Source organism: Streptomyces sp. MJM8645 (assembly GCF_001625365.1).
Taxonomy (GTDB): domain Bacteria; phylum Actinomycetota; class Actinomycetes; order Streptomycetales; family Streptomycetaceae; genus Kitasatospora.
In genome coordinates this window covers 753,890-777,620 of record NZ_LJJF01000001.1, presented here as the reverse complement: position 1 = coordinate 777,620, position 23,731 = coordinate 753,890, and the positions used below count along the sequence as shown (strand labels likewise).

The following is a 23,731-nucleotide window of genomic DNA, read 5'->3' as shown; positions in this document are numbered from 1 at the left end:
CCCGGATGAACATCTACATGTCAGGACAAGGGGGATTCGCGGTCGCAGTCGCGGAAGCCCTGCTGGACGACGGGCACAAGATCGTCGGCGCGGCCGCCCCCCGGCTGCGCAAGGGGAAGTCCGACGAGGGCGACGCGATGTGCTGGGACCGCCTGCGCTCCTGGGCGTACCACAAGGACGTCCCGTGGACGGACTCGGCCGAACTGCGCGCGCGACACATCCCGGACGGGGTCGACATCATCGTCGCCGCCCACTCGCACGCCTTCCTCGGCCGCCAGACCCGCGCCCGGGCCGCCGTCGCCACCATCGGTTACCACCCCAGCCTGCTGCCGCTGCACCGCGGCCGGGACGCCATCCGGTGGACGATCCGCGACGGCGACAAGGTGACCGGCGGAAGCGTCTACCACCTCACCGAACGCACCGACGCGGGCCCGCTCGCCGCCCAGGAGCACCTGTTCGTGCCCCCGGGCTCGACCGCGCAGAGCCTGTGGCGCGACCACCTGGCACCGCTCGGCGTGCGACTGCTCCTCAAGGTGGTCGCCGACCTCACCGCGGACCGGCGGATCGAAGTCCCCCAGGACGAGAAGCTGGCCACCTGGGAGCCTGCGATGGGCGCGCCACCGCTGTTCAAACCCGAACTCATCGCGCTGCCCGGAACGGTGCAGGTCGACAGCAGCAAGTGGGCCCTGCACGACGGGTGACGGCCGGGCGGCCTGCCGACGACGGTGCCCCGCACACCACGCGTGTGCGGGGCACCGGACTGGTCGCCGAGCCCGTCGTCGGAACTCGACAGCGTGAACGTGTACACCAGGGACGGCAATTCCGAGCGCCCCCCGTGTACCTCTGCACCTTCACCGCGAAGGAGTCCCGACCATGCGGAAGTTCATCATCGATCTGGCCGAACGCACCGTCGCCACCTACGCCGTGGCATTCCTCGGCCTGCTGCTGGCCGACGGATTCGACCTGACGTCGATCGGCGCGTTCAAGGCGGCGGCCGTGGCGGCACTGCCGGCCGCGCTGGCCGTGGTCAAGGGAGTGGCCGCGACCTTCGTCGGCGACCCGAACTCGGCAGCCCTACTGGCCCGCCCCCACGAGTAACAGGCCCGGCCGGGCGCGCTAAACCGGGAACTCCCCGTTCTGGACGGCCGCGACGAAGGCGCCCCATGCCGGGTCCGGGAAGGAAAGGACCGGGCCGTCGGGGTCCTTTGAGTCACGCACGGGCACGCGGTCGGGGTGGCCGTGGGCGACCTCGACGCAGTCGCCACCGTCCGGACCGCTGTAACTGCTCTTGCGCCAGACCAACTTCATGCCGGGAACTCCCCGTTCTGGACGGCCGCGACGAAGGCGCCCCATGCCGGGTCCGGGAAGGAAAGGACCGGACCGCCGGGGTCCTTGGAGTCACGCACTGAGACGAGGTCGGGGTGGCCGTGGGCGACCTCGACGCAGTTGCCGCCGTTGCCCCCGCTGTAGCTGCTCTTGTGCCAGAGCAGCTTCATGCGGGGAACTCGCCCTTGTGAACGGCCGCGACAAAGGCTTGCCATGCGGCTGCGGGGAAGGCGAGGGTCGGGCCGTCGGGGTCCTTGGAGTCACGCACGGGCACGAGGCCGGGGAACCCGGGGGCCACCTCGATGCAGTCGCCGCCGTTCGTGCCGCTGTAGCTGCTCTTGCGCCAGCTGGCCGCGTCGAGCTCGTTCTGCATCATCTCCGAACCCTTCCAGCGCCTCGGTGATTTGCCGCACCCGATCGCGGAGCTCGCGGTCGGTCCCCACTTGATCTTCCGTCGTGCCATCACTGCCCCCTGCTGTGCACCACGTGCTCAACACGTGTATCTGGGCGTCACCGTACCTCCGCGTTCCGATCGTCAGTATCGGAACGCGATCTTTCGCTTGCACAGCGTTACGCCGCGCGCCCTTTGTGCGCCCCTGTCCGCCGGTCCGTCTGGTAGGGGCGTGAAGGTCCGGGTCGGGGCGCGGGGGGAGGAGCCACGCGACCGCGACACGCGGGGAACGCTACGTCGACGAACGGGTCCTTCCCGATAATGCAGGGGCCGCGTCACCGGGCCGCGCACGCCCCCGTTCCCAGGAAGGCGCACGACCATGGAAGGCTCCTCCTCGACCGCGCTGGCCGACATCGCGACCATCCTGCTGATCGGACTCGTCCTGTCGCCGCTGCGCACCCGCCTGCGCCAACCGGTGGTGGTCGGCGAGATCGCGGTCGGGGTGATCCTGGGGCCGAGTGTCCTCGGGCTGCTGCCGGGCGACCTCCCGCACGTCCTCTTCCCGCCCCAGGTCCGCGAGCACCTGTCGGTGATCGCCCAACTGGGCATCGCGCTCTTCATGTTCGCCGCCGGCTGGGAACTCGACCTGAAGCAGCTGAACGGGCGGGTCCGCACCGTGGTGGCGGTCACCGCGGCCTCCGTCGCCGTGCCCTTCGCCCTCGCGGTCGCCCTGGCGGCGGTCCTCACGGCCAGGTGGCCGCACCTCATCGGTGCGGAGACGTCCCCCGTGCTGCTGGCCGTGTTCCTGGGCATCGCGCTGTCCGCCAGCGCGCTGTCGGTGCTCGCGCGCATCGTGGGGGAGAACCAGCTGCAGACGACCCGCACCGGGGCCATGGCCACGGCCTGCGGGGCGCTCACCGAGATCACCGCGTGGTGCGGCGTCGCCTGCGTCGCCTCCGCGGCCCGGAGCGGCGGCTCGGACCGCGTCCTCCTCGCGTTCGCCGAACTCGCCTGCTACGCGGCGACGATGGCCTTCGTGGTCCGCCCGCTGCTGCGGCGCCTGCTGCGCCGCCCGGCTCGCGTCGACGGGCATCCCCTGCTCGTTCTGCTGACTCTCGGCAGCGGGATCCTGCTGTCCGCGTGGACCACCTCGTGGCTCGGCATGCACGCCGTGATCGGCGCCTTCGCCTTCGGGCTGGCCATGCCGCGCGACGCCGCCGAGGAACTGCGGCACGCCGTCGAGGTGCCGCTGCGCCATGCGGGGGCGCTGCTGGTGCCGGTCTTCTTCGCGCTCACCGGGCTGTCCGTGGACATCGGCGGGCTGGGCTTCGGGAGCCTGGTCGCGGTGGTGGTGTTCCTGGCCGTCACCTGGGGCGGCAAGTTCGCCGGCGCCAGGCTGGGTGCCCGGCTGATCGGCGTGCCGCGCGGCGAGGCCACGACGGTGGCGGTCCTGCTCAACACCAAGGGCCTCAGTGAGGTCCTCATCCTGACCCTGGGCCGTGACCTGGGCATCATCGGCGACCGGCTGTTCACTGTTCTCCTCGTCACCGCCTTCGCCGCGACCCTGCCCGTGAACCCGCTCGTTCGGCGCCTCATCCGGGCTCCTGCCGCCGCTGCCCCGGTCGGCGTCGCGGCTCTGCCCCGTCAACAGCAGGACACCCCCGCGAGATCGGACATCGAGGAGGCCAGGGGAACGTGAGCACTGGCGGGGTGGAGACTTCCTGCGCCTGTCCCACCGGCACCACCGCCGAGATGGCCGCCACTGTCTCAATGAAGTCTCATTATTAGCCGCTGCCCGGCGGCCGCCCTCGTGTCTCCGGCTACGTCGGCAGGTGGCGGTAGACCGTCGCCCGGGAGACTCCGAGCTCTGCCGCGATCTGCTCGGCGGTGCGGCCGGCCGCGTGCAGGCGCCGGGCGGTGTCGACCATCGCCGGGCTCATCGCGCTCGGCCGGCCGCGCCGTTCAGCGCCGCCGCGCCCGGGGCCGGCCGCGGCGGGGGGTTCGGGGCCGTCCAGCAGCCGGTGAACTCCGGCCAGGATGCAGGCGCGCAGGTCCTCGGGCGGGGCGTCGGCGAGCAGGATCACCGGGTCGGAGAGCATGGCGATCGTCTGGGCGGCGCGCACCCGGGCGACGAAGTCCGGGTGGGGCCCCGCCACCAGGACGTTCGCGCACAGCATTCCGTCGCGGAACCGCGTGAAGCCCGGACCCGAGAGGCCCGGCGCCGCGTCGTACAGGCTCATCCGCAGCAGGTCGCGGTGGCGCAGCCAGACGTCGAGCAGCCCCTCGATCGCCGCCCAGCGGGCTGCGGTCGGATCCGGCGGCCCGGTGGGCGCCAGCGCGGCGTCCAGGTCGTCCAGCATCGGTTCGATCAGCGCGCCGAGGATGTCCGCCTTGCTGGGGAAGTGGTACAGCACCGCGGCCTTGGTCACGTCCACCCGCTCGGCGATCCCGCGTACCGAGGTGGCGTGGTAGCCGTGCGCGGCGAACTCCTTCAGGGCCACCGCGAGGATCCGTGCCCGGGTGTCGGGGTTCTCGGCAGCAGTCATGTGGGGAGCCTAGTCGCTGCCCCTTGCCTGACCGGCGGTCAGGGCGTAGCGTCGAATTACTGACCGATGGTCAGTCCGGGGGTGCCGACGTGACCGCTGACCGGCGACGGCTGCCGCGAGTCGGCCTGGCCGCGATCAGGCGACGACGATCGGGCGATGACAGAAGGAGCGTCCATGAACGCCTCGACCAGGACAGCCGATCGCACCGTGCTGATCTCCGGGGCCGGCATCGCCGGACCGACGCTCGCCTACTGGCTGGCCCGCCACGGCTTCCAGCCGACCGTGGTCGAGCGGGCCGCGGCCGCGCGCTCCAGCGGCAGCCCGGTCGATGTCGCCGGTCGCGCGATGGAGGTCGCCGAGCGGATGGGGATCAGGGACCGCCTCCGGGCGGCCGCCACCCAGGTCACCGGTGTGGGCTTCTACAACGCCGCGGGCCGCCGGGTGGGCAGGATCGACCTGCGCGGCCTGTCGGGCGCGGACCGGGCCGACACGGTCGAGCTGCCGCGCGGCGATCTCGCCGCGATCGTCCACGAAGCCGGCCGGGACGACGCCGAGTTCGTGTTCGGCGACTCGATCGCGAGCCTGAGCCAGGACGAGGCGGGTGTCGACGTCACCTTCGAGTCCGGCCGCCCCCGCCGCTTCGCCCTGGTGGTCGGCGCCGACGGCCTGCACTCCGCCGTCCGCCGGCTGGCCTTCGGCCCGGAGTCCGGGTTCGTCCGCCACCTGGGGATGTACGTGGCCACCATGCCGTTGGCCGGGATGGCGGGCGACCTACGGGAAGTGGCGATCCACAACACGCCGGGCCGCGCCCTCTGCGTGCATCCCGGATGCGGCAGGCCGCTGGCCGCGTTCATGGTCCGGTCCGCCGCCGTGCCGGACTTCGACCACCGCGACACCGATCAGCACCGGCGACTGCTGACCGCCGCGTTCGCCCAGATGGGCTGGCGCGCGCCCGAGGTGCTGGCGCAGGTGCGCGAGAGCGAGGAGCTGTACTTCGACGCGGTGAGCCAGGTCCGGCTGCCGCAGTGGTCGCGGGGCCGGGTCACGCTGCTCGGCGACGCCGCGTCCTGCGTGTCGCTCTTCGGCGGCGGCTCCAGCCTGGCCCTGGCGGGCGCCTACGCCCTGGCCGACGCCCTGGCCGCCGATCCCGCCGACCACCGCGCGGCCCTGGCCCGTTACGAGGCCGCGCACCGGGGGTTGGTGGACCAGGCCCGGCAGTCCGTACGAGCGGCCTTCGCGCTGCTCGTCCCGGCCGGCCGCGGCGGCATCCTGGCCCGGAACCTGGCCACCCGGCTGTCGCCGGTCGCGCTGGCGGCAGCCCGGGTTGGGAGTGTCCTCAAGTCCCGTGCCGCGCGCGGGGATTAATCATGACCAGGCCCGAGCTTCCCTTCCTCGGCCGACTGCACGCAGGAGGCATCGTACGAGCGGACCTCGCCGGCCGCCTGGCCGTCGTCGACCGCATCAAGGGCGCCATCACTACCGTGTCGGCAGCCGGTGTGAACCGTTCGTGGGCAGCCGGACGTATCCACCGGTGAGGTGGCGAGCGGACGGTGTCGCCCCGTCAGCTCCGGCCTTGTGCGGCGGTGGTGGCGGCGGGTGGCGGTGTCGCGGTACGGGACGGTGCGGTATTGCACGCACGTCCCTTGTCGGGAGTCTCGCCACCGGCCCTCGCTGCCCGTCGATTCCGGAGAAACTCCTTTGCGCAACAGCAGGTTCACCTCGGTCCTCCTGGCCGGCGTCACGACGCTGACGGCCTTCGCCGTCGGTGTCGGCCCGGCGGTCGCCGCCCCGTCCGACCCGGCCGCCATCGTCGACTCCCCGGACGCCTTCCCGGACGCCTTCCCGGGCGACCAGGACGTCGAGGTCTTCGCCGAGGACGGCGCCATCAGCCGGACCAAGGTCCCTGCGGCGTCCCCCTTCGTCGCCGAGCAGTCCATGAGCGTGGCCGCTGCCGGCGCTGCCGCCGGGGACGGCGCCGTCACGAAGGTCGTCAACAACGGGAGCACGGACAGCAAGCTGGACGTGGTCATGATCGGCGACGGCTACACGGCCTCGGAGCAGGACAAGTTCCGCAAGGACGCCGCGGCGAAGTGGAAGGACATCAGCGCCGTCGAGCCCTACGCCACCTACCGCAAGCTGTTCAACGTGTGGGCCGTGGGCGCCGTCTCCGAACAGTCGGGCGTCTCCGGGGACCCGAAGCAGAACACCGTCCGCAAGACCGCCCTCGGTTCGCACTTCTGGTGCAACTCCATCGAGCGGCTGCTGTGCGTGGACGTCAAGGCCGTCGACGCCTACGCCGCCAAGGCCCCGCAGGCCGACCTCGTGATCGTCGTCGCCAACACCGCCAAGTACGGCGGCGCCGGCTACGGCAGCACCCAGTCGCCGCTCGGCTACGAGGGCATCGCCACCGTGGCGGGCGGAAACGCCGCGTCCGGCCAGATAGCGGTGCACGAGACCGGGCACTCACTGGGCAAGCTCGCGGACGAGTACTGGGCCGATGGGGCGGGGCCCTACAAGGGCGCGGAGCCGACTCAGCCCAACATCACCACCCTGAGCGCCGACCGGATGCGCCAGGACAAGACCAAGTGGTACCGCTGGCTGGGCAAGACCTCGCCCGACGGCGGCACCGTCGGCGCCTACCAGGGCGGCAGCAACTACCCGTCCGGCCTGAACCGGCCGACCGACAACTCGGTGATGCGCTCCCTCGGCCGCGAGTTCAACCTGCCCGGCCGCGAGGCGATGATCGCCGGCTTCTACCGGCACGCCTCCACCCTCTCCAGCGCCACGCCCGTCACCACCCGGCTGACCGCGACCGACCGCCTCACCGTCGACCTCCCGGTCTCCGGCACCAAGCTGCGGTGGTACCTCGACGGCAAGGAGGTGACGGCCCTGCGCGACCGCAAGACGATCGCCGTCTCCGACCTCGGCCCCACCGGCCCCAAGCCCGCCGCCCACGAGCTCAAGGCCGTCGCGAACGACCCCACCTCGTCCGTCATCGACCCGGCCCTGACCCCGGCGCTCACCCGCAGCCTGGTCTGGAGCGTCACCCGCTGACCACGGGGCGTGGCCCCTCGCGTCCGGCTGGGACGGGAGGGGCCACGCCCACGGCGGAAGCCGCACCGGCCGGGGCCCGCTCCGGCTGGGGACCTCGCCGGCCGGGGCCCGCTCCGGTTGGGGCCCGCGAGGCCCGGCCGGTGCTCGGTCCGGCCCCTACGTCGACGGCGATCTACCATGGCTGGGAAGGCTTCGTCTCCAAGCCCGCGCCACAGCGGCGGGGAGGTCGGCATGGCGTTCGACACGACGGGGTTCGAGCAGGCGGACAGCGGCCGGTACCTGCCGATCTCCGAGCACGGCCTGATCGGCGACCTCCGGACGACCGCCCTGGTCGGCACGAACGGCACCATCGACTGGTACTGCTGTCCGCGCTTCGATGCGCCCAGCGTGTTCGGGGCCATCCTCGACGCGGAGCGGGGCGGATCGTTCGAGCTGGCCGCGGACGTCCCGACCCGCACCCGGCAGTTCTACTTCCCCGACACGAACGTGCTGATCACACGCTTCTTCGCCGCGGACGGCGTGGCGGAGATCCAGGACTTCATGCCCGTGGCCGAGGGGTCGCCCGAGGTCGCCCGGCACCGGCTGATCCGGCGGCTCATCTGCGTCCGGGGAATCCTCCCGTTCCGGGCGCGGATCGCCCCGCGTTTCGGCTACGGCGCCGAGGCGCACACCGTGTCCCTCGAAGGCCACGTCGCGGTGTTCCGCTCCCCGTCGCTGACGCTCGCGCTGACCGCCACCGCGCCGCTGGAGACCGACGGCCTGGACGTGTGGTCGCACTTCAAGCTCCTGGAGGGTGACTCCGTCGTGTTCGCCCTCGACCAGATCGGCGACGACGTCCCGGCCCGGTCGTGTCCGCGCGCCGAGGCGGAGGAACAGTTCGAGGCGACCGTCCGGTTCTGGCGCCACTGGCTGGCCGGGTCGCGCTACCAGGGGCGGTGGCGGGAGATGGTGCACCGCTCCGCCCTGCTGCTCAAGCTGCTCACCTACGCGCCGACCGGCGCGATCGTCGCCGCACCCACCACCAGCCTGCCCGAGCAGGTCGGGGGCGAGCGCAACTGGGACTACCGGTACATGTGGGTCCGCGACGCCGCCTTCTGCGTCTACGCCATGCTGCGCCTCGGGTTCACATCGGAGGCCGAGGCGTTCATGGGCTTCCTCTTCGAGCGCATGCGCGACACCGCCGCGAACGGCCCGTTGCAGATCATGTACGGCATCGACGGTCGCACCGAGCTGCCCGAGTACGCGCTGCCGCACCTGGAGGGCCACCTGGGCTCCGCACCCGTCCGGGTCGGCAACGCCGCCACCGGCCAGCTCCAGCTGGACATCTACGGAGCCATGATCGACTCCATCTACCTGTACGACAAGTGGGGGCAGCCGATCAGCAGCGCCGGCTGGGAGGACGTCGGCATGGTGGCGGACTGGCTCTGCGAGAACTGGGACCAGCCCGACGAGGGCATCTGGGAGACCCGCGGCGGCCGCAGGAACTACGTGTACTCGCGGCTGATGTGCTGGGTGGCGCTGGAACGCGCGATCCGGATGGCGAACCGCCGCGGCCTGCCGGCCGACCTGCCCCGCTGGCGGCAGACCCGGGACGCGATCTACCACCAGATCATGCGGCGCGGCTGGTCGAGCGAGCTGGGCGCGTTCGTCCAGTCCCTGGACGACGGCGAACTGGACGCCTCGCTGCTGATGATGCCGATGGCCAAGTTCATCTCGCCCACCGACCCCAAGTGGCTCTCCACCCTGGACGCACTCACCAAGGGCCTGGTCTCCGACTCCCTGGTCTACCGCTACAACCCGGCCACCAGCCCGGACGGCCTGAGCGGCTCCGAGGGCACCTTCTCGATCTGCTCCTTCTGGTACGTCGAGGCACTGGCCCGCGCCGGCCGCCTGGAGGAGGCCCGGCTCGCCTTCGAGAAGATGCTCACCTACGCCAACCATCTCGGGCTGTTCGCCGAGGAGATCGGCCCGACCGGCGAGCAACTCGGCAACTTCCCGCAGGCCTTCACCCACCTCTCGCTGATCAGCGCGGCCTTCAACCTCGACCGCGCACTGGGCTGAGATTGCGTCAATTCGGCTGAATCCAGCCCCTGTTCGGATCCCATCCGACTCCTTTCAGACTCCCGTCCGGCGGGAACGAGCAGGTCGCGGATGAGCTGAGGTGAATGGCGACATCTTGTCGGCTCACATCCGTTGACGGCCCCAGGCGGCACTGCAATGCTCATGACCAAACCTGCGCAACATCTGAGCAGTGCCATCACCCTGTCATCACGGAAAGGGCCCAACCCTCATGCGCCGTACCGCTGTTGTCATGATGACCACGCTGCTGGCCTCCGCCGCGGCACTCACCGTCCCCGCCGCCGCCCAGGCCGCATCCACCGCCGCGCGCCAGGCCGCGCCCGCCACCGCCCAGGCAGAGCAGGCGAGTTCGAGCGCGGCGCTGGCCGGCGGGTGTAACGCCATCGCCGCCGGCGGCGGCCAGGTCATCGGAACCTGTTCGGGCATCAGCCCCCTGCAGATCTGGCGCGTGCAGGCGCAGTGCCAGTACTACGTCAACAACACCGGCCCGTACATGCGCATGGCGATCGGCGGAGCCGTCGTCGGGAGCGGGATGAGCACCGCCATGTGCAACTTCGGCGACACCATCATGTTCCCGCAGGTCGTCTTCCTCGGGACGGTGCCGCCGCCGGTCGCCGGGCCGCAGGGCCAGATCAGCGGCTACGCGAGCAAGTGCGTCGACGTCCGGGGCGGCGAGAACAAGAACGGCACCGCGGTCCAGATCTATGACTGCAACGGCACGAACGCCCAGAAGTGGACCGTCGGAGTGGACGGGACGATGCGCGCCCTCGGCAAGTGCATGGACGTGGAGGGTGGCAACACCGCCAACCACACCATGGTCCAGCTCTACGACTGCAACGGCAGCGGAGCCCAGCAGTGGAAGGCCCAGCCCGACGGCTCGCTGCTCAACCCGCAGTCCGGCCGCTGCCTGGACGACCTGGGCTTCGCCACCAACAACGGCAACCAGCTCGGCATCTGGGACTGCAACGGCGCCGACAACCAGAAGTGGAACCTCCCGCACTGATCCCCCCGCCCCCTCGGCCCGGCCGTGATCTCCCCTCACGGCCGGCCCGACGGCCCCCTCGAATCCCACCTCCGGAGCCACGGGGTCCGGAGGTGGGATTCCCGCCGGCAGCCCGGCTGCTGTCGGCCGGTGGTCCCAAATGGTTTCGCCTGCAAGGCAGTTGACTACGCCGGCGACGAGGGTGTCGTACCCCGACCTGGAGGTCGACACCTTTCCGAAGGAGAAAGAAGCACGCGTTCGATTGAGCCCGTGTGGGCACCATGACGGTTTCCGAAGACCCGGATGTCTCCCCAGAAATCACGCCATGAGCCCGGATCCGGTCCCGTGACTGACCGGGCACCAGAACCAGCGGGATAGACGGCATGCCCCAAGGTCAACCGGGCGTTCCCGTCTACCAAGGACCACGCGAACGTGGCACACGGGACGAAGGAGCAGCACCACAAAGTCCTGGCCTCCACCGACGACGGCATCCCCCTCGACTACTGGGAGGACTGGGAGCCGTCGCCCAGGCAGCAAGCCGACCAAGATCCCCCTGATGCCGGCAACCCCCGCCCGGAGGCACGAGGCCGAAAGGCCTGATTCTCCTCCTGGGCCGTCGCCCCGGAACAATCCCCACGACCGCGGGCCGATATCAGCGTCATCCGGTCAAAAGGCAAGGACCGGGAGCAATCCCCGCGAGCGCGGGGCCGACAACGTGGACCCCGACCACGTCCCCTACTGGGCGGAGCAATCCCCGCGAGCGCGGGGCCGACCAAGAAGACCAGGTCGTACACGTGGCGGGCGCGGGAGCAATCCCCGCGAGTGCGGGGCCGATACTTCCTGACCTGTGGTGATTCGTGTCAGGTGCCGTCAGTTGATTCAGTTCGATTAGGCAGGCGGTTTGTGAAGGAGTTCATGCTTCTTCTTGCGGGTGGGGGAGTTGTCAGCTGTGTCGTGCGCTCCCGAAGCGTACTCGTGCGGGAAGGTTCGGGGCGGTGCTTGGGGACGGTTGGCGTTGGTATCAGCCCGAGGTCAGGAGGTGGCTGGATGGGCGGGGGTGACGTGTTGCTGCCGCAAATGCTGTGTGCCGTGGTGGTGGCTGAGGTTGTTTGGGATCGGTTCCTGCCGCTGGTGACGTCGGGGCGTCTGGATGCTCTCGCTCGGGCCCGAGGCACGGTGCCGAGCGGCAGGACCGCCAGCAGCCTCCTGCTCGCCAGCTTGCCGCTCGTCGTCCCGGTGCCGGGTTCAGGGGTGTTGTCCGCTGTCCTGGAGGCCGTTCCGGTGGGTGGTGCAGGTGTCGATTGCGGGGCGTTGGCAGACGGTGCCGGCGAACTCGAAGGCGTCGCGGCGGGCGTCGGGCAGCACCGTGGTGTGTTGCCAGTGGCGCGGGTTCGCGTGCCGGTCGAAGGCGGTTGGACACGTCTTCGACCAGCCCTGGCGGGCTCGTGTCCGCCTTGCTCGCACCCTCGACGAGACCAGCTCCCAGTGGTCCACCGGTGCGACGGGCTGGTCTCCTGAACCATCCCCGCGAGCGCGGGGCCGAAGGCCAGTTGGACACGCTTGCCTCTTGGGATGAGGAGCGATCCCCGCGAGCGCGGGGCCGATACCTGGTTGCCGATCAGCACCGGCTCGGTGCAGGAGCGATCCCCGCGAGCGCGGGGCCGATGGGCATGGGCTCGGTGCCCAAGGCCACCGGCAGGAGCGATCCCCGCGAGCGCGGGGCCGATACTTTCTGACCTGCGGTGATTAGCGGCTGAGGGGCTTGATTGATTCAGTTCGATCGGTAGAAGTCCCGTCGAACAGTCGATGCGTTGTTGCCATCTCTCCTTGCCCCAGGGCTGGTTGTCAGTGTCGTGGCCTGACTCTCCGAAGCGTACCCGCACGTGGAGGTTGAGACGATGATTGAGGACCGCTGGCAGCGGTACCTGCCCGAGGTCAGGGGCTGGCTGGGTGCGCTGTGGGGTAAGTCCGTCGGGCGGGCTGGGGATCTGCCACGGGACAGTCCCCGCAAGTGTTGGGCCAACAGCGTGAGTTCGGCGATGGCAATGTGTCCCGCGGAGCAATCCCCGCGAGCGCGGGGCCGACCTGGCGCGCATCGCCCAGGCGAAGTACCGCTTGGAGCAATCCCCGCGAGCGCGGGGCCGACACTTCCTGACCTGCGGCGATTCGTGTCAGGGACCGTCAGTAGATTCAGTTCGATTGGGCAGGCGGCGTGTGAAGGAGTTCATGGGCCCGGATCCTCTCGCTCAGGCGACAGGCGGACCTCACGCAGGAGCGGCTTGGGCAGCGCGCCGGACTTGGCCGGCGCACGATCGGGTGGATCGAGAACGGCCTCGCACCTGCGACGCTCGACCAACTCGGCGCCATCGCGCGGGCAATCGGCGTGCCACTCTGGCGTCTGGTCCGCGACGAGTAGCCCTGGCCGGCCATCGGGCCGGCCAGGGCCTTGACCTGCTGCTACTCGCCTCGAAGCGGCTCCATGACGAACCCGAGCCGCGGGGGCACAGGCTCGCCGTCGGGACGTTCGAGCAATGGCCCGAAAGCTTCGAAGTCCTGCTGCCGGTAGCACGCGACCAGGTCTGCGTACCGCGGATCGATCCACTCCATCGGATGCCTCCTACTCGTGTGCCGGCAGCGTACGCGTTCCGAGTCCGCTATTCAGCGGGCTTGGTGCAGGGCTTCTCCGGTTTCTTCATCGGCCTGATTGAACAGCTGGGCGAGTGCTGACAGCTCGCCGCTACGGTCACCAGGCTGTCGTCCGTCGGCGGCCGCCACAGTTCCTGGTCGACCTCGAAGCCCGCCTCCCGGATGGCAGCCTGGGTCTGCTCCATGATGTCCTGGTCGAAGTTGCCCGGGTCGAATCCCGGGCTGTGGTGCACGAACCGGCCCTCGCGCTCGCACAACTCGGCGTACGCCTCGGTGTGGACGAGGAACGCGTGCCAGCCCTCGTCCACGATCCTGGACGGCGCCATGGCCAGGTGGGGGCGGCGGGCGCCCACGACCACGAACGCGATGGCTTCCCGGGTGATCCGGGTGGCCATCGCGACGTTCATGCCCTCGTTGTTGGAGAGCACGGTGGAGATGACGGAGTCGAACGTTGCCGCGCTCACGAACTGGTCCGGAGCGGTCGGGGGCGGCGCCTGTGCCGGGGTGGGTTCGGGAGTGATCATGGTAGTGCTCCTCTCGGTGTGTCGAGTGGTGCAACCTCCTGGGCCGACGTCGTCGTCAGGCCCGCGAGGAGGCGGAGGGTTGATCAGGGCGTTTCGACCTGATCGCGAGGGGGATGGTTCGGGCCACCGGTGGGAGATCCGCTCGGCAGGTTGCGAACGCAGGGGCACCCCGACTGGCCGCAGAGGCATACCAGCACCCGAGCACCGCACTCGTCCCACAGGCCGCCGGGACACCCGTGGTGGGCGTTGAGTTGGCACTCGGCGCTGACGTAGCGCCCGGCCTGGGCTGTGTCCAGAGTGATGACGATGCCGGACGGGACGTCCGGTCTGGAGATCATTGCGGCTCCTCCAGTTCGGCCCAAACGACCACCGCGCCAGTTGCGTCCGTGGATCCCCATGAGGTGCAGGACTGCACGATGGCCAGGACATCAGCCCAGCGTTCGACTGATTCGTCGACAGGCGCGGGGACGCTCAGGCGCACTACTCCAGCGGTGGGGCGCGTAACGCGTACGTGGGCGCCTGTGGCCTGACCGAGCGCAGCCTTCACGGCTCCTGCGCACATGCCGATCTGCACCGATCCCCCAGTACATGTAAGGATTAGCTCTACACATACAGTAGGGCCTGGCCGCATACTCTGTCATCCACCGAGCACGGAACGTAGGAGGACATGCATGGCAGGCGACGCCGAATCCCCCTACCTCCGCATCGCAGACCACATCCGCGAACGGATCCTCACCGGCCAGCTCGCAGCCGGAGCCCAGTTGCCATCTCTCGCTGCACTGCGTGAGGAATTCGGCTACTCCCACGGCGTCGGCCAGAACGCCTACCGGCTACTCGAATCCGAGGGCCTGGTCGTCGCCCGCCATGGCCGCGGCTACTACGTCCGCAGCCAGGAACCGCCCACCGTCCTGGTACGCCGTCAACGCGTACCCCGCGGCGACGGCAGCCCGACGGAGGCCACCCTCGCCAGACAGGGTGTCGCCGGTACTTGGCGGCACGAATCTCAGCCTCGTGCCGCCGAGGCCCGCATCGCGGCCCGGCTGGAAATCCAGCCCGGCGATCCGGTGATGCACACGACCTACGTGTACCTGGCCGACGGAGACCCGGTGCAGCTCGCAGAGAGCTGGGAACCGATGGCCACCACTGGCGGCAGCTTGATCGTCCTGCCCGAGGCCGGTCCACACGCTGGTATCGGCGTCGCCGACCGCATGGCGATCATCGGCATCGACGTGGGCGTGCCCGTTGAGCGCGTGAGTGCCAGGGCTGCCACGCGACCTGAGGCTCAGACCCTCGGTGTTGCACCCGCTGTCCCGGTGATGGCAATTGAACGGACCTACTACGACCAGGCCACCGGGCGCCCAGTTGAGACCGCAGACATCGTGCTCACCTCGCGCTGGGTTGCTGAGTACGGGCGCGCCCCACGTTCCTGACCTGCATGGTCCGATGCCGGTCGCACGATGGCGGCATGGCCGGTACGCCGACGGACGGTCCTGGTACGAGCCGGACGCGGACAGCGTGTGGCGGTGGACGCACGACACCCCGTAACGACGAAGCGCCCCCGCCCGGCCGAAGCCGAGCGGGGGCGGAGCGATCCCCGCGGGCGCGGGGCCGATAAGGAGCGCAAAGCCCGATACCGGCCGGCGGAGGAGCAATCCCCGCGAGCGCGGTGCCGATAGGAGACCGGGATCGACGTCGAGGTGGCCACGGGAGCGATCCCCACGAGCGCGAGACCGATCAAGCGTCGACGGAGCTGCACCGGGCTGCCCGGGAGCGATCCCTGTGGGTGCGGGGCCGATGGCAGCGAGCGCGGCCGGAACGCGGAAGCCTGAGAGCGATCCCCGCGAGCGCGGGGCCGACTGCTCCAGCGCGCCGAGGCGGGTACCGATCGTGGAGCAATCCCCGCGAGCGCGGGGCCGATGACGGCGGGGGCCACCTCGATCCGCTCGCCGCGGAGCAATCCCCGCGAGCGCGGGGCCGATACTTCCTGACCTGCGGTGATTCGTGTCAGGTGCCGTCAGTTGATTCAGTTCGATTAGGCAGGCGGTCTGTGAAGGAGTTCATGCTTCTTCGTGCACGTGGGGAGAGTTGTCAGCTGTGTCGTGCGCTCCCGAAGCGTACTCGTGCGGGAAGGTCCGGGGCGGTGCTTGGGGACGGTTGGCGTTGGTATCTGCCCGAGGTCAGGAGGTGGCTGGGTGGGCGGGGGTGACGTGCTGTTGTCGCAAATGCTGTGTGCCGTGGTGGTGGCGGAGGTCGTTTGGGATCGCTTCCTGCCGCCGGTGATGCCGGGGGGTCTGGATGCTCTCGCTCGGGTCGAGGTGCGGTGCCGAGCGGCAGGTCCGTCGGCAGCCTCCCGCCCGCCAGCTTGCCGCTCGTCGTCCCGGTGCCGCGTTCTGGGGTGTTGTCCGCTGTCCTGGAGGCCGTTCCGGTCGGTGGTGCAGGTGACGATTGCGGGGCGTTGGTAGACGGTTCGGCGAACTCGACGGTGTCGCGGCGGGCGTCGGGCAGCACCGTGGTGTGTTGCCAGTGGCGCGGGCCCGTGTGCCGGTCGAAGGCGGTTGGACACCGTCTTCGACCGGCTCTGGCAGGCTCGTGTCCGCCTTGCTCGTACCCTCGACGAGACCAACTCCCGGTGGTCAATGGTGCGACGGGCTGGTCCCCTGAACCATCCCCGCGAGCGCGGAGCCGACATGAAGCGGTTGTGGATCCGGTGGCAGCCCTTGGAGTAATCCCCGCGAGCGCGGGGCCGACAATGCGTACGGCTGGCACCGCTGCGGAACGCTGGAGCGATCCCCGCGAGCGCAGGGCCGACCCGGGGTTGCAACTGATCAAGCCGACGTAGTTGGAGCAATCCCCGCGTGTGCGGGGTCAACGCCCGAAGACCGGCGAGCCAGGTCCCGATCGCGGAGCAATCCCCGCGAGCGCGGCCCGACAGGGCGCCCCGACTCCGCAGCGCCGCAAGCTCGGAACAATCCCTGCGAGCGCGGGGCCGACACCACCGTGAACCCCCGCGCATGATGGTCCGGGGAGCAATCCCCACGGGTGCGGGGCCGATGCTTTTTGGCCTGGGGTGATTACCGGTCGAGGGGCCTGATTGGTTCAGTTCGATTGGTAGGGGGCCCGTCGAACGGCCGATGTGTTGTTGCCATCTCTCCTTGCCCCAGGGCTGGTTGTCGATGTCGTGGCCTGAGTTCTCGAAGCGTACCCGCATGTGGAGGTTGAGGGCCGTTGGCAGTGGTAGCCGTCTGAGGTTCGGGGCAGCCTGTTGCTGTCGTACATGCTGGACGCTGGGGCAGTGGCTGAGATTGTCCGGGGCCGCTGCCTGACGCTGGTGACGTGGCGGCGTCTGAATGGTCTTGCGGGGCCAGGTCTGTTCGGCTGGTTGTGCGGGATACGCGGCGGAGGAGGCTGTCCGCCGGGTGGTGTTCATGTGGGACAGGTGCGTGGTGGGCGCTGCTGGGCGAAGCGAAGTGGGGCGGGGGCTGGTCGCCGGTTGCCGCGGAGTGTTGCCGGCCTTGCGGGTAGTTGGCCCCGGGCATGGGGAAGGTCGTAGAGCTTCAGCGCCGCCGCAGTGAGTCCTGGAAGCGGCGCGTGGGAGCACGGCTGTCCGGGGGAGTTGCCACTTACCGCGGTGGAGACCGTTCTGGTGTGTGGAGTTGGTCCTCGACGGGGTGCGTCGGATGGGCGGTCGCGACCCGGGCCATGCGGGTGATGTGCTCGGCCCCCACCGGCTTTGGGTGGGTGGGGGCCTGGCGGCGTCAGTGCAGCAGCACTCGCAGGTTGAGCAGCCCGCGGTGCCTCGGGTTCTCCTGCCACTGTGCGGGCTCGGCCGGGTCGGCTAGGCGTAGGGCGGGGAAGCGGCGCAGCAGTTCGGTGAACGCGACCTCGGCCTGGAGGCGGCCCAGTTGTGCGCCGAGGCAGTGGTGGATGCCGTGGCCGAATGCGAGGTGTCGGGTGGCGTCCGGGCGGGTGATGTCGAAGCGGTCGGGGTCGGTGAAGACGGCCGGGTCGCGGTTGGCGGCGAGCAGGGCGATCTGGACGAACTCGCCGGCCGGGATCGTGGTGCCCGCGATGGTCACCGGCTCGGTCGTGCGGCGCAGCGAGGCGATGCTGAACGGGCTCTCGTAGCGCAGGACTTCCTCGATCGTGCCGGGAAGCAGCGCCGGATCCGCGCGCAGCGCCGCGAGTTGCTCGGGGTGGCGGAGCAGCGCGTGGATGCCGTTGGTGATCAGGTTGACGGTGCTCTGGTGGCCGGCGATCGCGAGCAGGAACGCCATCGAGGTGATCTCGGCCTCGGTCAGCCGGTCGCCGTCCGCCTGGGCGGCGAGGAGTTCGGAGATCAGGTCGTCGCCCGGGTGGGTGCGCTTGTGGTCGACCAGGGCGCGCAGGTAGTTCGCCATGCCTTCGGCGGTCTCCACCGAGACTTCGCCGTCCGCTGCGCCGTCCGCTGCGCCGTCCGCTCCGCCGTCCGCCTCGCCGTCGTCCTCCGGGTCGGCATCGACCGCGTTGCCCCGGACTTGGAGGTTCTCCCGTTCGGCCTGCGGCGCGCCGAACAGTTCGAAGACGACCGCGAGTGGCAGCGGCAGTGCGAACTCACTGATCAGCTCGACCGGGTCGGGCCCGTCGAGTTGGTCCAGCAGCGCGCCGACGTGGCGCTCGACCATCGGGCGTAGAGTCGCCACCTGCCGCCCGGTGTAGGCCTGTTGGACCAGCTTGCGCAGTCGGGTGTGCTCCGGGGGGTCGGAGTTGAGCATGTGCGTCATCAGGTCGCGGCCCGGGCCGCCCTCGGAGTTCCCGACGTGTCGGGCGAACGCCTCGGTGACGGCCTTCTTGCTCAGCCGGGGGTCGGCGAGGGCGGCCCGGCACTCGGCGTGGCCGGTGACGACCCAGCCTTCGAGTCCGGCCGCGCCGCCGAACCGGACCTTGCGGGCGCCGCCCTCGGTGCGCCAGCGGCGGTACGCGGCGTGCGGGTCGGCGTAGAACTGGCCGTCGGCGAACTCCGGTTCGTCGGCGCTGTGTTCGGTAGCCCCGGGCTCGGTATCCCCGCGCTCGGAATCCCCGTGCTCGGTTTGTATGTGATCATCGTGCATGTGATCAGTGTGCACCGCGTGGCTTCAGGACGCGGATCTCGCTGACGCCGAGCAGGCCGAGCAGTGGCACCTTGGCGGTCCGCTGTTCGGGGTCGACGACCAGGCCGGCCGTACGGATCTGGTCCAGCAGCAGTTCGGCGAGCGGCATCACCATGTGCCGGCCCCAGCAGCGTTCGGAGGTGTGCCCGAACGGCAGGTAGCCGGGAGTGTTGTCCGGGTCGAGGTGGTCCCAGCGCTCCGGGCGGAACTCGTGCGGGTCCTCCCACAGGGCCGGGTCGCGGTGCGAGAGCAGCGGCAGGACGAGGACGTCGTCGCCGGCGCCGATCCGCGGGTCGATCGCGGGGTACTCGGGCGAGGCGCGGCGCAGGATGTTCCAGGACGGCGGCAGCAGGCGCAGCGACTCGAAGATGATGTTCCGGTTCGGCGTGCTGTCGTCGAACGGCGCGCCGAGCCAGAGCGCGTTCGCGACCAGGGTGGAGATGGTGAAGCAGACCGGTGCGGCGGCTCGGCGGTACATGCCGAGCGCGTACCGTCGGTCCTGGTAGTTGGCCGCCTTCGCGGTGAGCTTGCCGAGTTCGGTGAGGTCGTCGCCGGGCTTGGGCCTGCCGGGCAGTGCGGCGCCGGCCGAGATCACCAACCAGGTGAGCAGGGGCGTCAGTTCGAGGTTGCGGCTCATCAGGATCCGCAGTCGGCGCGGGTCCCGGCCGAGGATGAGGTCGCGCAGGAAGAGGTGTCCGGTGAGCGGCCACGGACCGGACAGGTCGATGTTCGGCGGCAGCGGGGCCTTCAGTGCCTCGCGCACGTCGCTGCCGATCGTCCGCGTCACCGAGGATGCCTCGGTGCGGGTGATCGAACGTCCGTGCAGCGGTTTGAAGGTGGGCCGTTCGATCTCGGTGGCGCGCCGGGCGGCGAGGATCCGGTCGGTGAGCTCGGGCCCGGCGACCCCGATCGTGTCGGGTTCGAGCCGGACGGCGTCCTTGCCCAGATGGTCCCTGAGCAGGGCCTCAAGTCGGGGGGAGAGCACGGTGGTTCGCGAACGGGCGGAGGCGGGGGAGAGGGCCATGTGATGTCTCCGAGACTTTGCCGGGAGCGGTCTCCGCCCCCGCCCCGGGCCCGATCTCCCGGCGGAGGCCGCGAGGGGGGGCAGGGGCGGGGGCGGATCAGCTGTTCAGGTACCGGAGGTACCGATCAGCCGGCTTAGTACCAGATGTACCAAGCGCTGGCCTTCAGGCTCTTCTTGGCGAAGGACGCGTCACGGATGGCGAACAGGATCTTCATCTTTGGGTCTCCCTTTCGTTACCAGGTGGCTGAGCGAATGTAAGGCCACTCTGCAGTCGCCCTACAGACGTAGACACGCGGCCGGGTCTCCATCGGGTTCACCTTTGGGGGGAGTTCTTGTCGAGGGAGTTGGGGAGGTGGGGGGTTTGCCGGCGGATTTCCTGATTCGCCCCCCGGCGGCGGGCGATGGACGGTGTCAGTCGCGGGAGCAGTCCGCGCACCGTCGCGGGCGCAGCCCGTCGAGGATGATGCCGAGGTAGCGGCGCCAGTCGGTGACCCCGGCCTGCACGACGTGGCAGAGGCCGATGTAGAGCGGTGACACGTCAGCGACGGTCAGGTCCTCTCGCACCGAACCCTCGGCCTGGGCGCGCTTGAGCACCTTGTCGGTGAGTTCGTTGAGTTCGGCGATCGCCGCCGCGTCGAACGTGCTGCCGCCGACCATCGCGGTGACCGTCTCCGCGTAGCCCCGGTCCTGTTCCTGCATGATTCCGCAGAACTCCAGGGAGCGGGCGAGGCCGTGCCAGGGGTCGGGGTCGGGGAGCACCTCGTTCCTGAGGAAGTCCAGGGTCTGCTGGAACCGGTGTTCCACGATCGCTTCCGCCAGCGATTCCTTGGTGGGGAAGTGGCGGTACACCGTCCCGACGCCCACCCCGGCCCTGCGGGCGATGTCGCCCATCTGGGCGTCCCGGCCGGACTCGGAGAAGGCGGCTCGGGCGGCGTCGAGCACCTTGAGCCGGTTGCGGGCGGCGTCGGAGCGCAGCTTGCCGCCGGTGGGTGTGCTGGAGCGGGAAGGGGGAGGGGAAGGGGTGTTTGACAAGGGGAACCGCGCCTCCGTATCGTCGCCATCCGGAACCGTGAGTCCGATTCCGGTTACCACTTTAACCCACAGGAGCGTATCCCTCCCATGGCCATGCCTCCCACTTCCTCCTTATCGACCTCGACCTCGACCCCCTCCCCGGATCCACTCCGCTGGAAGGCGCTCGTCGTCCTGGCCGTCGCCCAGTTGACGGTGGTGCTCGACGCCTCGATCGTGAACGTCGCGCTGCCCTCGATCCAGCGGGACCTGCACTTCGCCGACTCCGACGTCCAGTGGATCGTCAACGCCTACGCACTCGCCTTCGGCGGCTTCCTGCTGCTCGGCGGCCGGACCGCCGATCTGCTCGGACGGCGGCGGGTGTTCATGACCGGGCTCGGCCTGTTCGCCGCCACGTCACTGCTCGGCGGTCTCGCACCGACCGCGGGACTGCTGATCGCCGCACGGGTCGGGCAGGGCCTCGGCGCCGCGATCATCGCGCCGGCCGCCCTGTCCATCGTCACCACGACCTTCACCGAAGGCGCCGAACGCAACAAGGCCCTCGGCATCTGGGGCGCGCTCGCCGGAGCGGGCGGGGCCATCGGCGTGCTGCTCGGCGGTGTGCTCACCCAGTGGGCGGGCTGGGAGTGGGTGATGTTCGTCAACGTGCCGATCTGCGTCGTCGCCGCCGTCCTCACACCGAGGTTCGTCCGGGAGAGCCGCGGCCACGAACGCACGGGCATCGACTTCGCCGGCGCCGCACTGGTCACCGGCGGTCTCAGCGTGCTGGTCTACGCGCTCGTGGACGCCGAGCGGGCGGGCTGGGGCTCGGCCAGGACCATCGGGCTACTGGGCCTCGCGGCGGTCCTGCTGCTGGTCTTCGCCCTGGTCGAACTGCGTCTCGTCAAGCACCCGGTGATGCCGTTGCGGATCTTCCGCAACCGCAACCTCTCCAGCGCCAACGCGGTGTCCCTGCTGGTGGGCGCCGCGCTGCTGTCGATGTTCTTCTTCATCTCCCTCTACCTCCAGCAGGTGCTCGGCTTCTCCGCACTGGAGGCCGGACTGTCCTACCTGCCCTTCTCGGTGGCGAGCATCGTCGCCGCCGGCGCCGCCTCCCAGCTGGTGACCAAGGTCGGGCCCAGGCCCGTCCTCGCCTGCGGGCTGGCGCTCACCGCGGTGGGACTCCTGCTGTTCACCCGCATCCCCGCCAACGGCACGTTCGCCGGGGACGTGCTCCTGCCCTCGGTGGTCGCGGCACTCGGACTCGGCTTCTCGTTCGTGCCCGTGACCATCGTCGCCGTCTCCGGTGTGACTCCGCAGGAGTCGGGCCTCGCCTCCGGACTCATCAACACCACCCAGCAGATCGGCGGCGCGCTCGGGCTCGCCGTGCTCTCCTCGGTGGCCAACGCCCGGATCAGGGAGCTCCTTGAGGGCAAGCAGGCCGGCGGCCCGGCCATGGCCGACGCGATGACGGAGGGCTTCCGGCTCGCGTTCGCCGTCGGGGCGGGCTTCGCCGTGCTCGGCGTGCTGATCACCCTGCTGGCCGTACCCAGGGGCGAACGGCCCGCACACGACGACCTTCCGGTTACGCCGGTCTGACGAACGGCGACGTCCGGACGCGCGAAGGCGCTCACCCTGCCTCCACGGCCATGGGGTGAGCGCCCTGCGGACTTCCCGTAGCCGGGGGACAACTCCTCAGCCGTGAAGAAGGTCATCGAAAGGCTGTAGGCCTAAGGCCTGTTCGTCGATCCTTCACCCCGATGGGCAGCAATCCGGCCTGCGACCTCGGTCAACCGGGACACTCGGACGATGTAGCTGACGGTAAGCCTGCTGATCAGATTCCAGCCCTCGGTGGAGGATCGCACTGCCTCATTTCGCGGGCCAAGAGCTGTTCGGCAATGTGCGCTCGGCCAGCCCAGCCACCTTGATCGACCGGCGTGTGGCGGAGGTGGCAAGTAGCTGAGGCCAGCGGGAGATCAGGGGCCGGTGACCCACTGGCCGACGCGCGTCGGCTCGGGCTGGAGGATGATTCCGGTTGCAGCTGCGACCTGGGCGGTGAGGTCAGCGAGCGCCCGGACGAACGCTGCCGCTGTGGCCTCTCCTTGAGCGGTGACCGTGAGGGTCCGGCGTTCCGAGCAGCGCACGCCGTCGGCGACGGCTTGGCCGGGCCGGCAGCCGACATGCTCCAGGAGCCACCCGGCGCTGGCTCGGAGGCCGCCATCGCTGTCCTGGTGGACCGGGCAGCCGCGGTCGGACCAGCGCGTGGCCTGGGCGGTGGTGATTCGAGGGTTGAGGAAGACGGATCCGACCTGCCGGGAGTCCTGGTCGCTCGGGTCGAGGAGGAGGCCGCGCCGACGGCGGTTGGCGAGTACGGCCGCGGTGACCTCCGGAACGGTCGGGCGCGCGCCGACGGGCACGCCGAGCTCGTCCGCGAGCGGCTGGTAGGTGATCGGGGCCGCCGGCGTGTGGGTCAGGTGGAGCGAGGCGGCGAGGATGGTCCAGCGGCCGGGGGTTCGCTTGAAGCGGCTGCTGCGGTAGCGCAGGCGGCAGGACTGGGCCGGGAAGGTCCGCAGGCAGCCCATGCCCCAGTCCCAGACCGTGACGCTGTGGAGGGAGTCTGCGATCTGCTGGCCGTATGCGCCGGCGTTCTGGACCGGCGCGGCGCCGACGGTGCCTGGGATCCCGGCCAGGCACTCGATGCCGGCAAGCCGTTCGGCAGCGGCCCAATGGACGAGGTCGGTGAGCGGGTGGCCGGCCTGGACGGTGACGGCCACCGTGGTGTCGTCGAGCTTCTTGGCGGTGATGCCGCGGGTGTTCATGACCACGACGGTGCCGGGGTGGCCGGCATCCGCCGCGATCACGTTGCTGCCGTGCCCCAGGACGACGGGACCGTTCTGCTCCTGGGCGCTGATCGCACGGGCGGCGTCGAGCCAGTCCGCGGGGTCGGACAGGTTGAGCACGGCGCCGGCGGGCCCGCCGAGCCGGAGGGTGGTCAGCGACGCGAGCGTGGCCTGGGGCACGGCAG

At 70.3% G+C, this 23,731-nt stretch carries 22 protein-coding genes and 1 CRISPR repeat array; of the genes, 12 read left to right on the top strand and 10 right to left on the bottom strand.

Features of this window, described 5'->3' with window-relative positions; translation table 11 throughout:
• The first annotated feature begins 5 nt into the window (after positions 1 to 5).
• On the top strand, positions 6 to 701 hold the full coding sequence (locus A6F73_RS03045) for a formyltransferase family protein (RefSeq protein ID WP_063346318.1): 696 nt from the start codon (positions 6 to 8) through the stop codon (positions 699 to 701).
• A 172-nt stretch (positions 702 to 873) separates the two neighbouring features.
• Positions 874 to 1,098: a holin gene (locus A6F73_RS03040; protein ID WP_063346317.1), complete on the top strand. Its 225-nt coding sequence runs from the start codon at positions 874 to 876 to the stop codon at positions 1,096 to 1,098.
• An 18-nt stretch (positions 1,099 to 1,116) separates the two neighbouring features.
• On the opposite strand, the gene A6F73_RS03035 is transcribed toward A6F73_RS03040, so the two are convergent.
• From A6F73_RS03035 to A6F73_RS03025, 3 genes are read right to left on the bottom strand one after another with little or no spacing between them, the layout of a single operon-like run.
• On the bottom strand, positions 1,117 to 1,308 hold the full coding sequence (locus A6F73_RS03035) for a DUF397 domain-containing protein (protein ID WP_063346316.1): 192 nt from the start codon (positions 1,306 to 1,308) through the stop codon (positions 1,117 to 1,119).
• A complete protein-coding gene (locus tag A6F73_RS03030) occupies positions 1,305 to 1,496 on the bottom strand; it encodes a DUF397 domain-containing protein (RefSeq protein WP_063346315.1) in 192 nt (63 codons plus the stop codon). Before A6F73_RS03030 ends, A6F73_RS03035 begins: the two co-directional genes overlap by 4 nt.
• The gene (locus tag A6F73_RS03025; protein WP_244293269.1) at positions 1,493 to 1,702 is read right to left on the bottom strand and encodes a DUF397 domain-containing protein; all 210 of its coding nucleotides are present in this window, start codon (positions 1,700 to 1,702) and stop codon (positions 1,493 to 1,495) included. Before A6F73_RS03025 ends, A6F73_RS03030 begins: the two co-directional genes overlap by 4 nt.
• Positions 1,703 to 2,096: 394 nt before the next feature.
• Here A6F73_RS03025 and A6F73_RS03020 point away from each other — a divergent pair, with 394 nt between their 5' ends.
• Positions 2,097 to 3,416: a cation:proton antiporter gene (locus A6F73_RS03020; RefSeq protein WP_063346314.1), complete on the top strand. Its 1,320-nt coding sequence runs from the start codon at positions 2,097 to 2,099 to the stop codon at positions 3,414 to 3,416.
• 121 nt (positions 3,417 to 3,537) lie between these two features.
• Here A6F73_RS03020 and A6F73_RS03015 read toward each other — a convergent pair whose 3' ends face one another.
• Positions 3,538 to 4,263, bottom strand: coding sequence for a TetR family transcriptional regulator (locus A6F73_RS03015; protein WP_063346313.1), 726 nt, complete (start codon positions 4,261 to 4,263; stop codon positions 3,538 to 3,540).
• A 174-nt stretch (positions 4,264 to 4,437) separates the two neighbouring features.
• Between A6F73_RS03015 and A6F73_RS03010 the strand changes: the two genes are divergently transcribed.
• The 6 genes from A6F73_RS03010 to A6F73_RS41260 all read left to right on the top strand — a co-directional run bounded on the left by A6F73_RS03010 (position 4,438) and on the right by A6F73_RS41260 (position 10,978).
• Positions 4,438 to 5,628: an FAD-dependent monooxygenase gene (locus A6F73_RS03010; protein WP_063346312.1), complete on the top strand. Its 1,191-nt coding sequence runs from the start codon at positions 4,438 to 4,440 to the stop codon at positions 5,626 to 5,628.
• A 2-nt stretch (positions 5,629 to 5,630) separates the two neighbouring features.
• Positions 5,631 to 5,798: a hypothetical protein gene (locus tag A6F73_RS41265; RefSeq protein ID WP_159398341.1), complete on the top strand. Its 168-nt coding sequence runs from the start codon at positions 5,631 to 5,633 to the stop codon at positions 5,796 to 5,798.
• Between the two features lie 163 nt (positions 5,799 to 5,961).
• A complete protein-coding gene (locus A6F73_RS03005; RefSeq protein ID WP_244293268.1) occupies positions 5,962 to 7,317 on the top strand; it encodes a M64 family metallopeptidase in 1,356 nt (451 codons plus the stop codon).
• 231 nt (positions 7,318 to 7,548) lie between these two features.
• Complete coding sequence (locus A6F73_RS03000; RefSeq protein ID WP_063346311.1) at positions 7,549 to 9,378, top strand: glycoside hydrolase family 15 protein; 1,830 nt, start codon at positions 7,549 to 7,551, stop codon at positions 9,376 to 9,378.
• 250 nt (positions 9,379 to 9,628) lie between these two features.
• Complete coding sequence (locus tag A6F73_RS02995; RefSeq protein ID WP_107452810.1) at positions 9,629 to 10,399, top strand: ricin-type beta-trefoil lectin domain protein; 771 nt, start codon at positions 9,629 to 9,631, stop codon at positions 10,397 to 10,399.
• A 411-nt stretch (positions 10,400 to 10,810) separates the two neighbouring features.
• A complete protein-coding gene (locus A6F73_RS41260) occupies positions 10,811 to 10,978 on the top strand; it encodes a hypothetical protein (protein WP_159398340.1) in 168 nt (55 codons plus the stop codon).
• A 645-nt stretch (positions 10,979 to 11,623) separates the two neighbouring features.
• On the opposite strand, the gene A6F73_RS41255 is transcribed toward A6F73_RS41260, so the two are convergent.
• Positions 11,624 to 11,872, bottom strand: coding sequence for a hypothetical protein (locus tag A6F73_RS41255; RefSeq protein ID WP_159398339.1), 249 nt, complete (start codon positions 11,870 to 11,872; stop codon positions 11,624 to 11,626).
• A gap of 20 nt (positions 11,873 to 11,892) precedes the next feature.
• Positions 11,893 to 12,105: direct repeats of the CRISPR family, unit length 30 nt; unit sequence AGGAGCGATCCCCGCGAGCGCGGGGCCGAT.
• Between the two features lie 509 nt (positions 12,106 to 12,614).
• Between A6F73_RS41255 and A6F73_RS38985 the strand changes: the two genes are divergently transcribed.
• Positions 12,615 to 12,794: a helix-turn-helix transcriptional regulator gene (locus tag A6F73_RS38985; RefSeq protein ID WP_079136183.1), complete on the top strand. Its 180-nt coding sequence runs from the start codon at positions 12,615 to 12,617 to the stop codon at positions 12,792 to 12,794.
• A gap of 238 nt (positions 12,795 to 13,032) precedes the next feature.
• On the opposite strand, the gene A6F73_RS02990 is transcribed toward A6F73_RS38985, so the two are convergent.
• Complete coding sequence (locus tag A6F73_RS02990; RefSeq protein ID WP_063346310.1) at positions 13,033 to 13,548, bottom strand: hypothetical protein; 516 nt, start codon at positions 13,546 to 13,548, stop codon at positions 13,033 to 13,035.
• A gap of 671 nt (positions 13,549 to 14,219) precedes the next feature.
• Between A6F73_RS02990 and A6F73_RS02985 the strand changes: the two genes are divergently transcribed.
• On the top strand, positions 14,220 to 14,978 hold the full coding sequence (locus tag A6F73_RS02985; RefSeq protein ID WP_063346309.1) for a GntR family transcriptional regulator: 759 nt from the start codon (positions 14,220 to 14,222) through the stop codon (positions 14,976 to 14,978).
• Positions 14,979 to 17,303: 2,325 nt separating this feature from the next.
• On the opposite strand, the gene A6F73_RS02980 is transcribed toward A6F73_RS02985, so the two are convergent.
• The 3 genes from A6F73_RS02980 to A6F73_RS02970 form a co-directional block, all read right to left on the bottom strand.
• On the bottom strand, positions 17,304 to 18,635 hold the full coding sequence (locus A6F73_RS02980) for a cytochrome P450 (RefSeq protein ID WP_063346308.1): 1,332 nt from the start codon (positions 18,633 to 18,635) through the stop codon (positions 17,304 to 17,306).
• A gap of 4 nt (positions 18,636 to 18,639) precedes the next feature.
• A complete protein-coding gene (locus A6F73_RS02975; protein ID WP_063346307.1) occupies positions 18,640 to 19,698 on the bottom strand; it encodes a cytochrome P450 in 1,059 nt (352 codons plus the stop codon).
• A 411-nt stretch (positions 19,699 to 20,109) separates the two neighbouring features.
• A complete protein-coding gene (locus A6F73_RS02970) occupies positions 20,110 to 20,730 on the bottom strand; it encodes a TetR/AcrR family transcriptional regulator (RefSeq protein ID WP_063346306.1) in 621 nt (206 codons plus the stop codon).
• An 87-nt stretch (positions 20,731 to 20,817) separates the two neighbouring features.
• Here A6F73_RS02970 and A6F73_RS02965 point away from each other — a divergent pair, with 87 nt between their 5' ends.
• A complete protein-coding gene (locus tag A6F73_RS02965) occupies positions 20,818 to 22,305 on the top strand; it encodes an MFS transporter (protein ID WP_208869046.1) in 1,488 nt (495 codons plus the stop codon).
• A gap of 377 nt (positions 22,306 to 22,682) precedes the next feature.
• Here A6F73_RS02965 and A6F73_RS02960 read toward each other — a convergent pair whose 3' ends face one another.
• Positions 22,683 to 23,726: a UDP-N-acetylmuramate dehydrogenase gene (locus A6F73_RS02960; RefSeq protein ID WP_079135385.1), complete on the bottom strand. Its 1,044-nt coding sequence runs from the start codon at positions 23,724 to 23,726 to the stop codon at positions 22,683 to 22,685.
• Positions 23,727 to 23,731 lie beyond the last annotated feature (5 nt).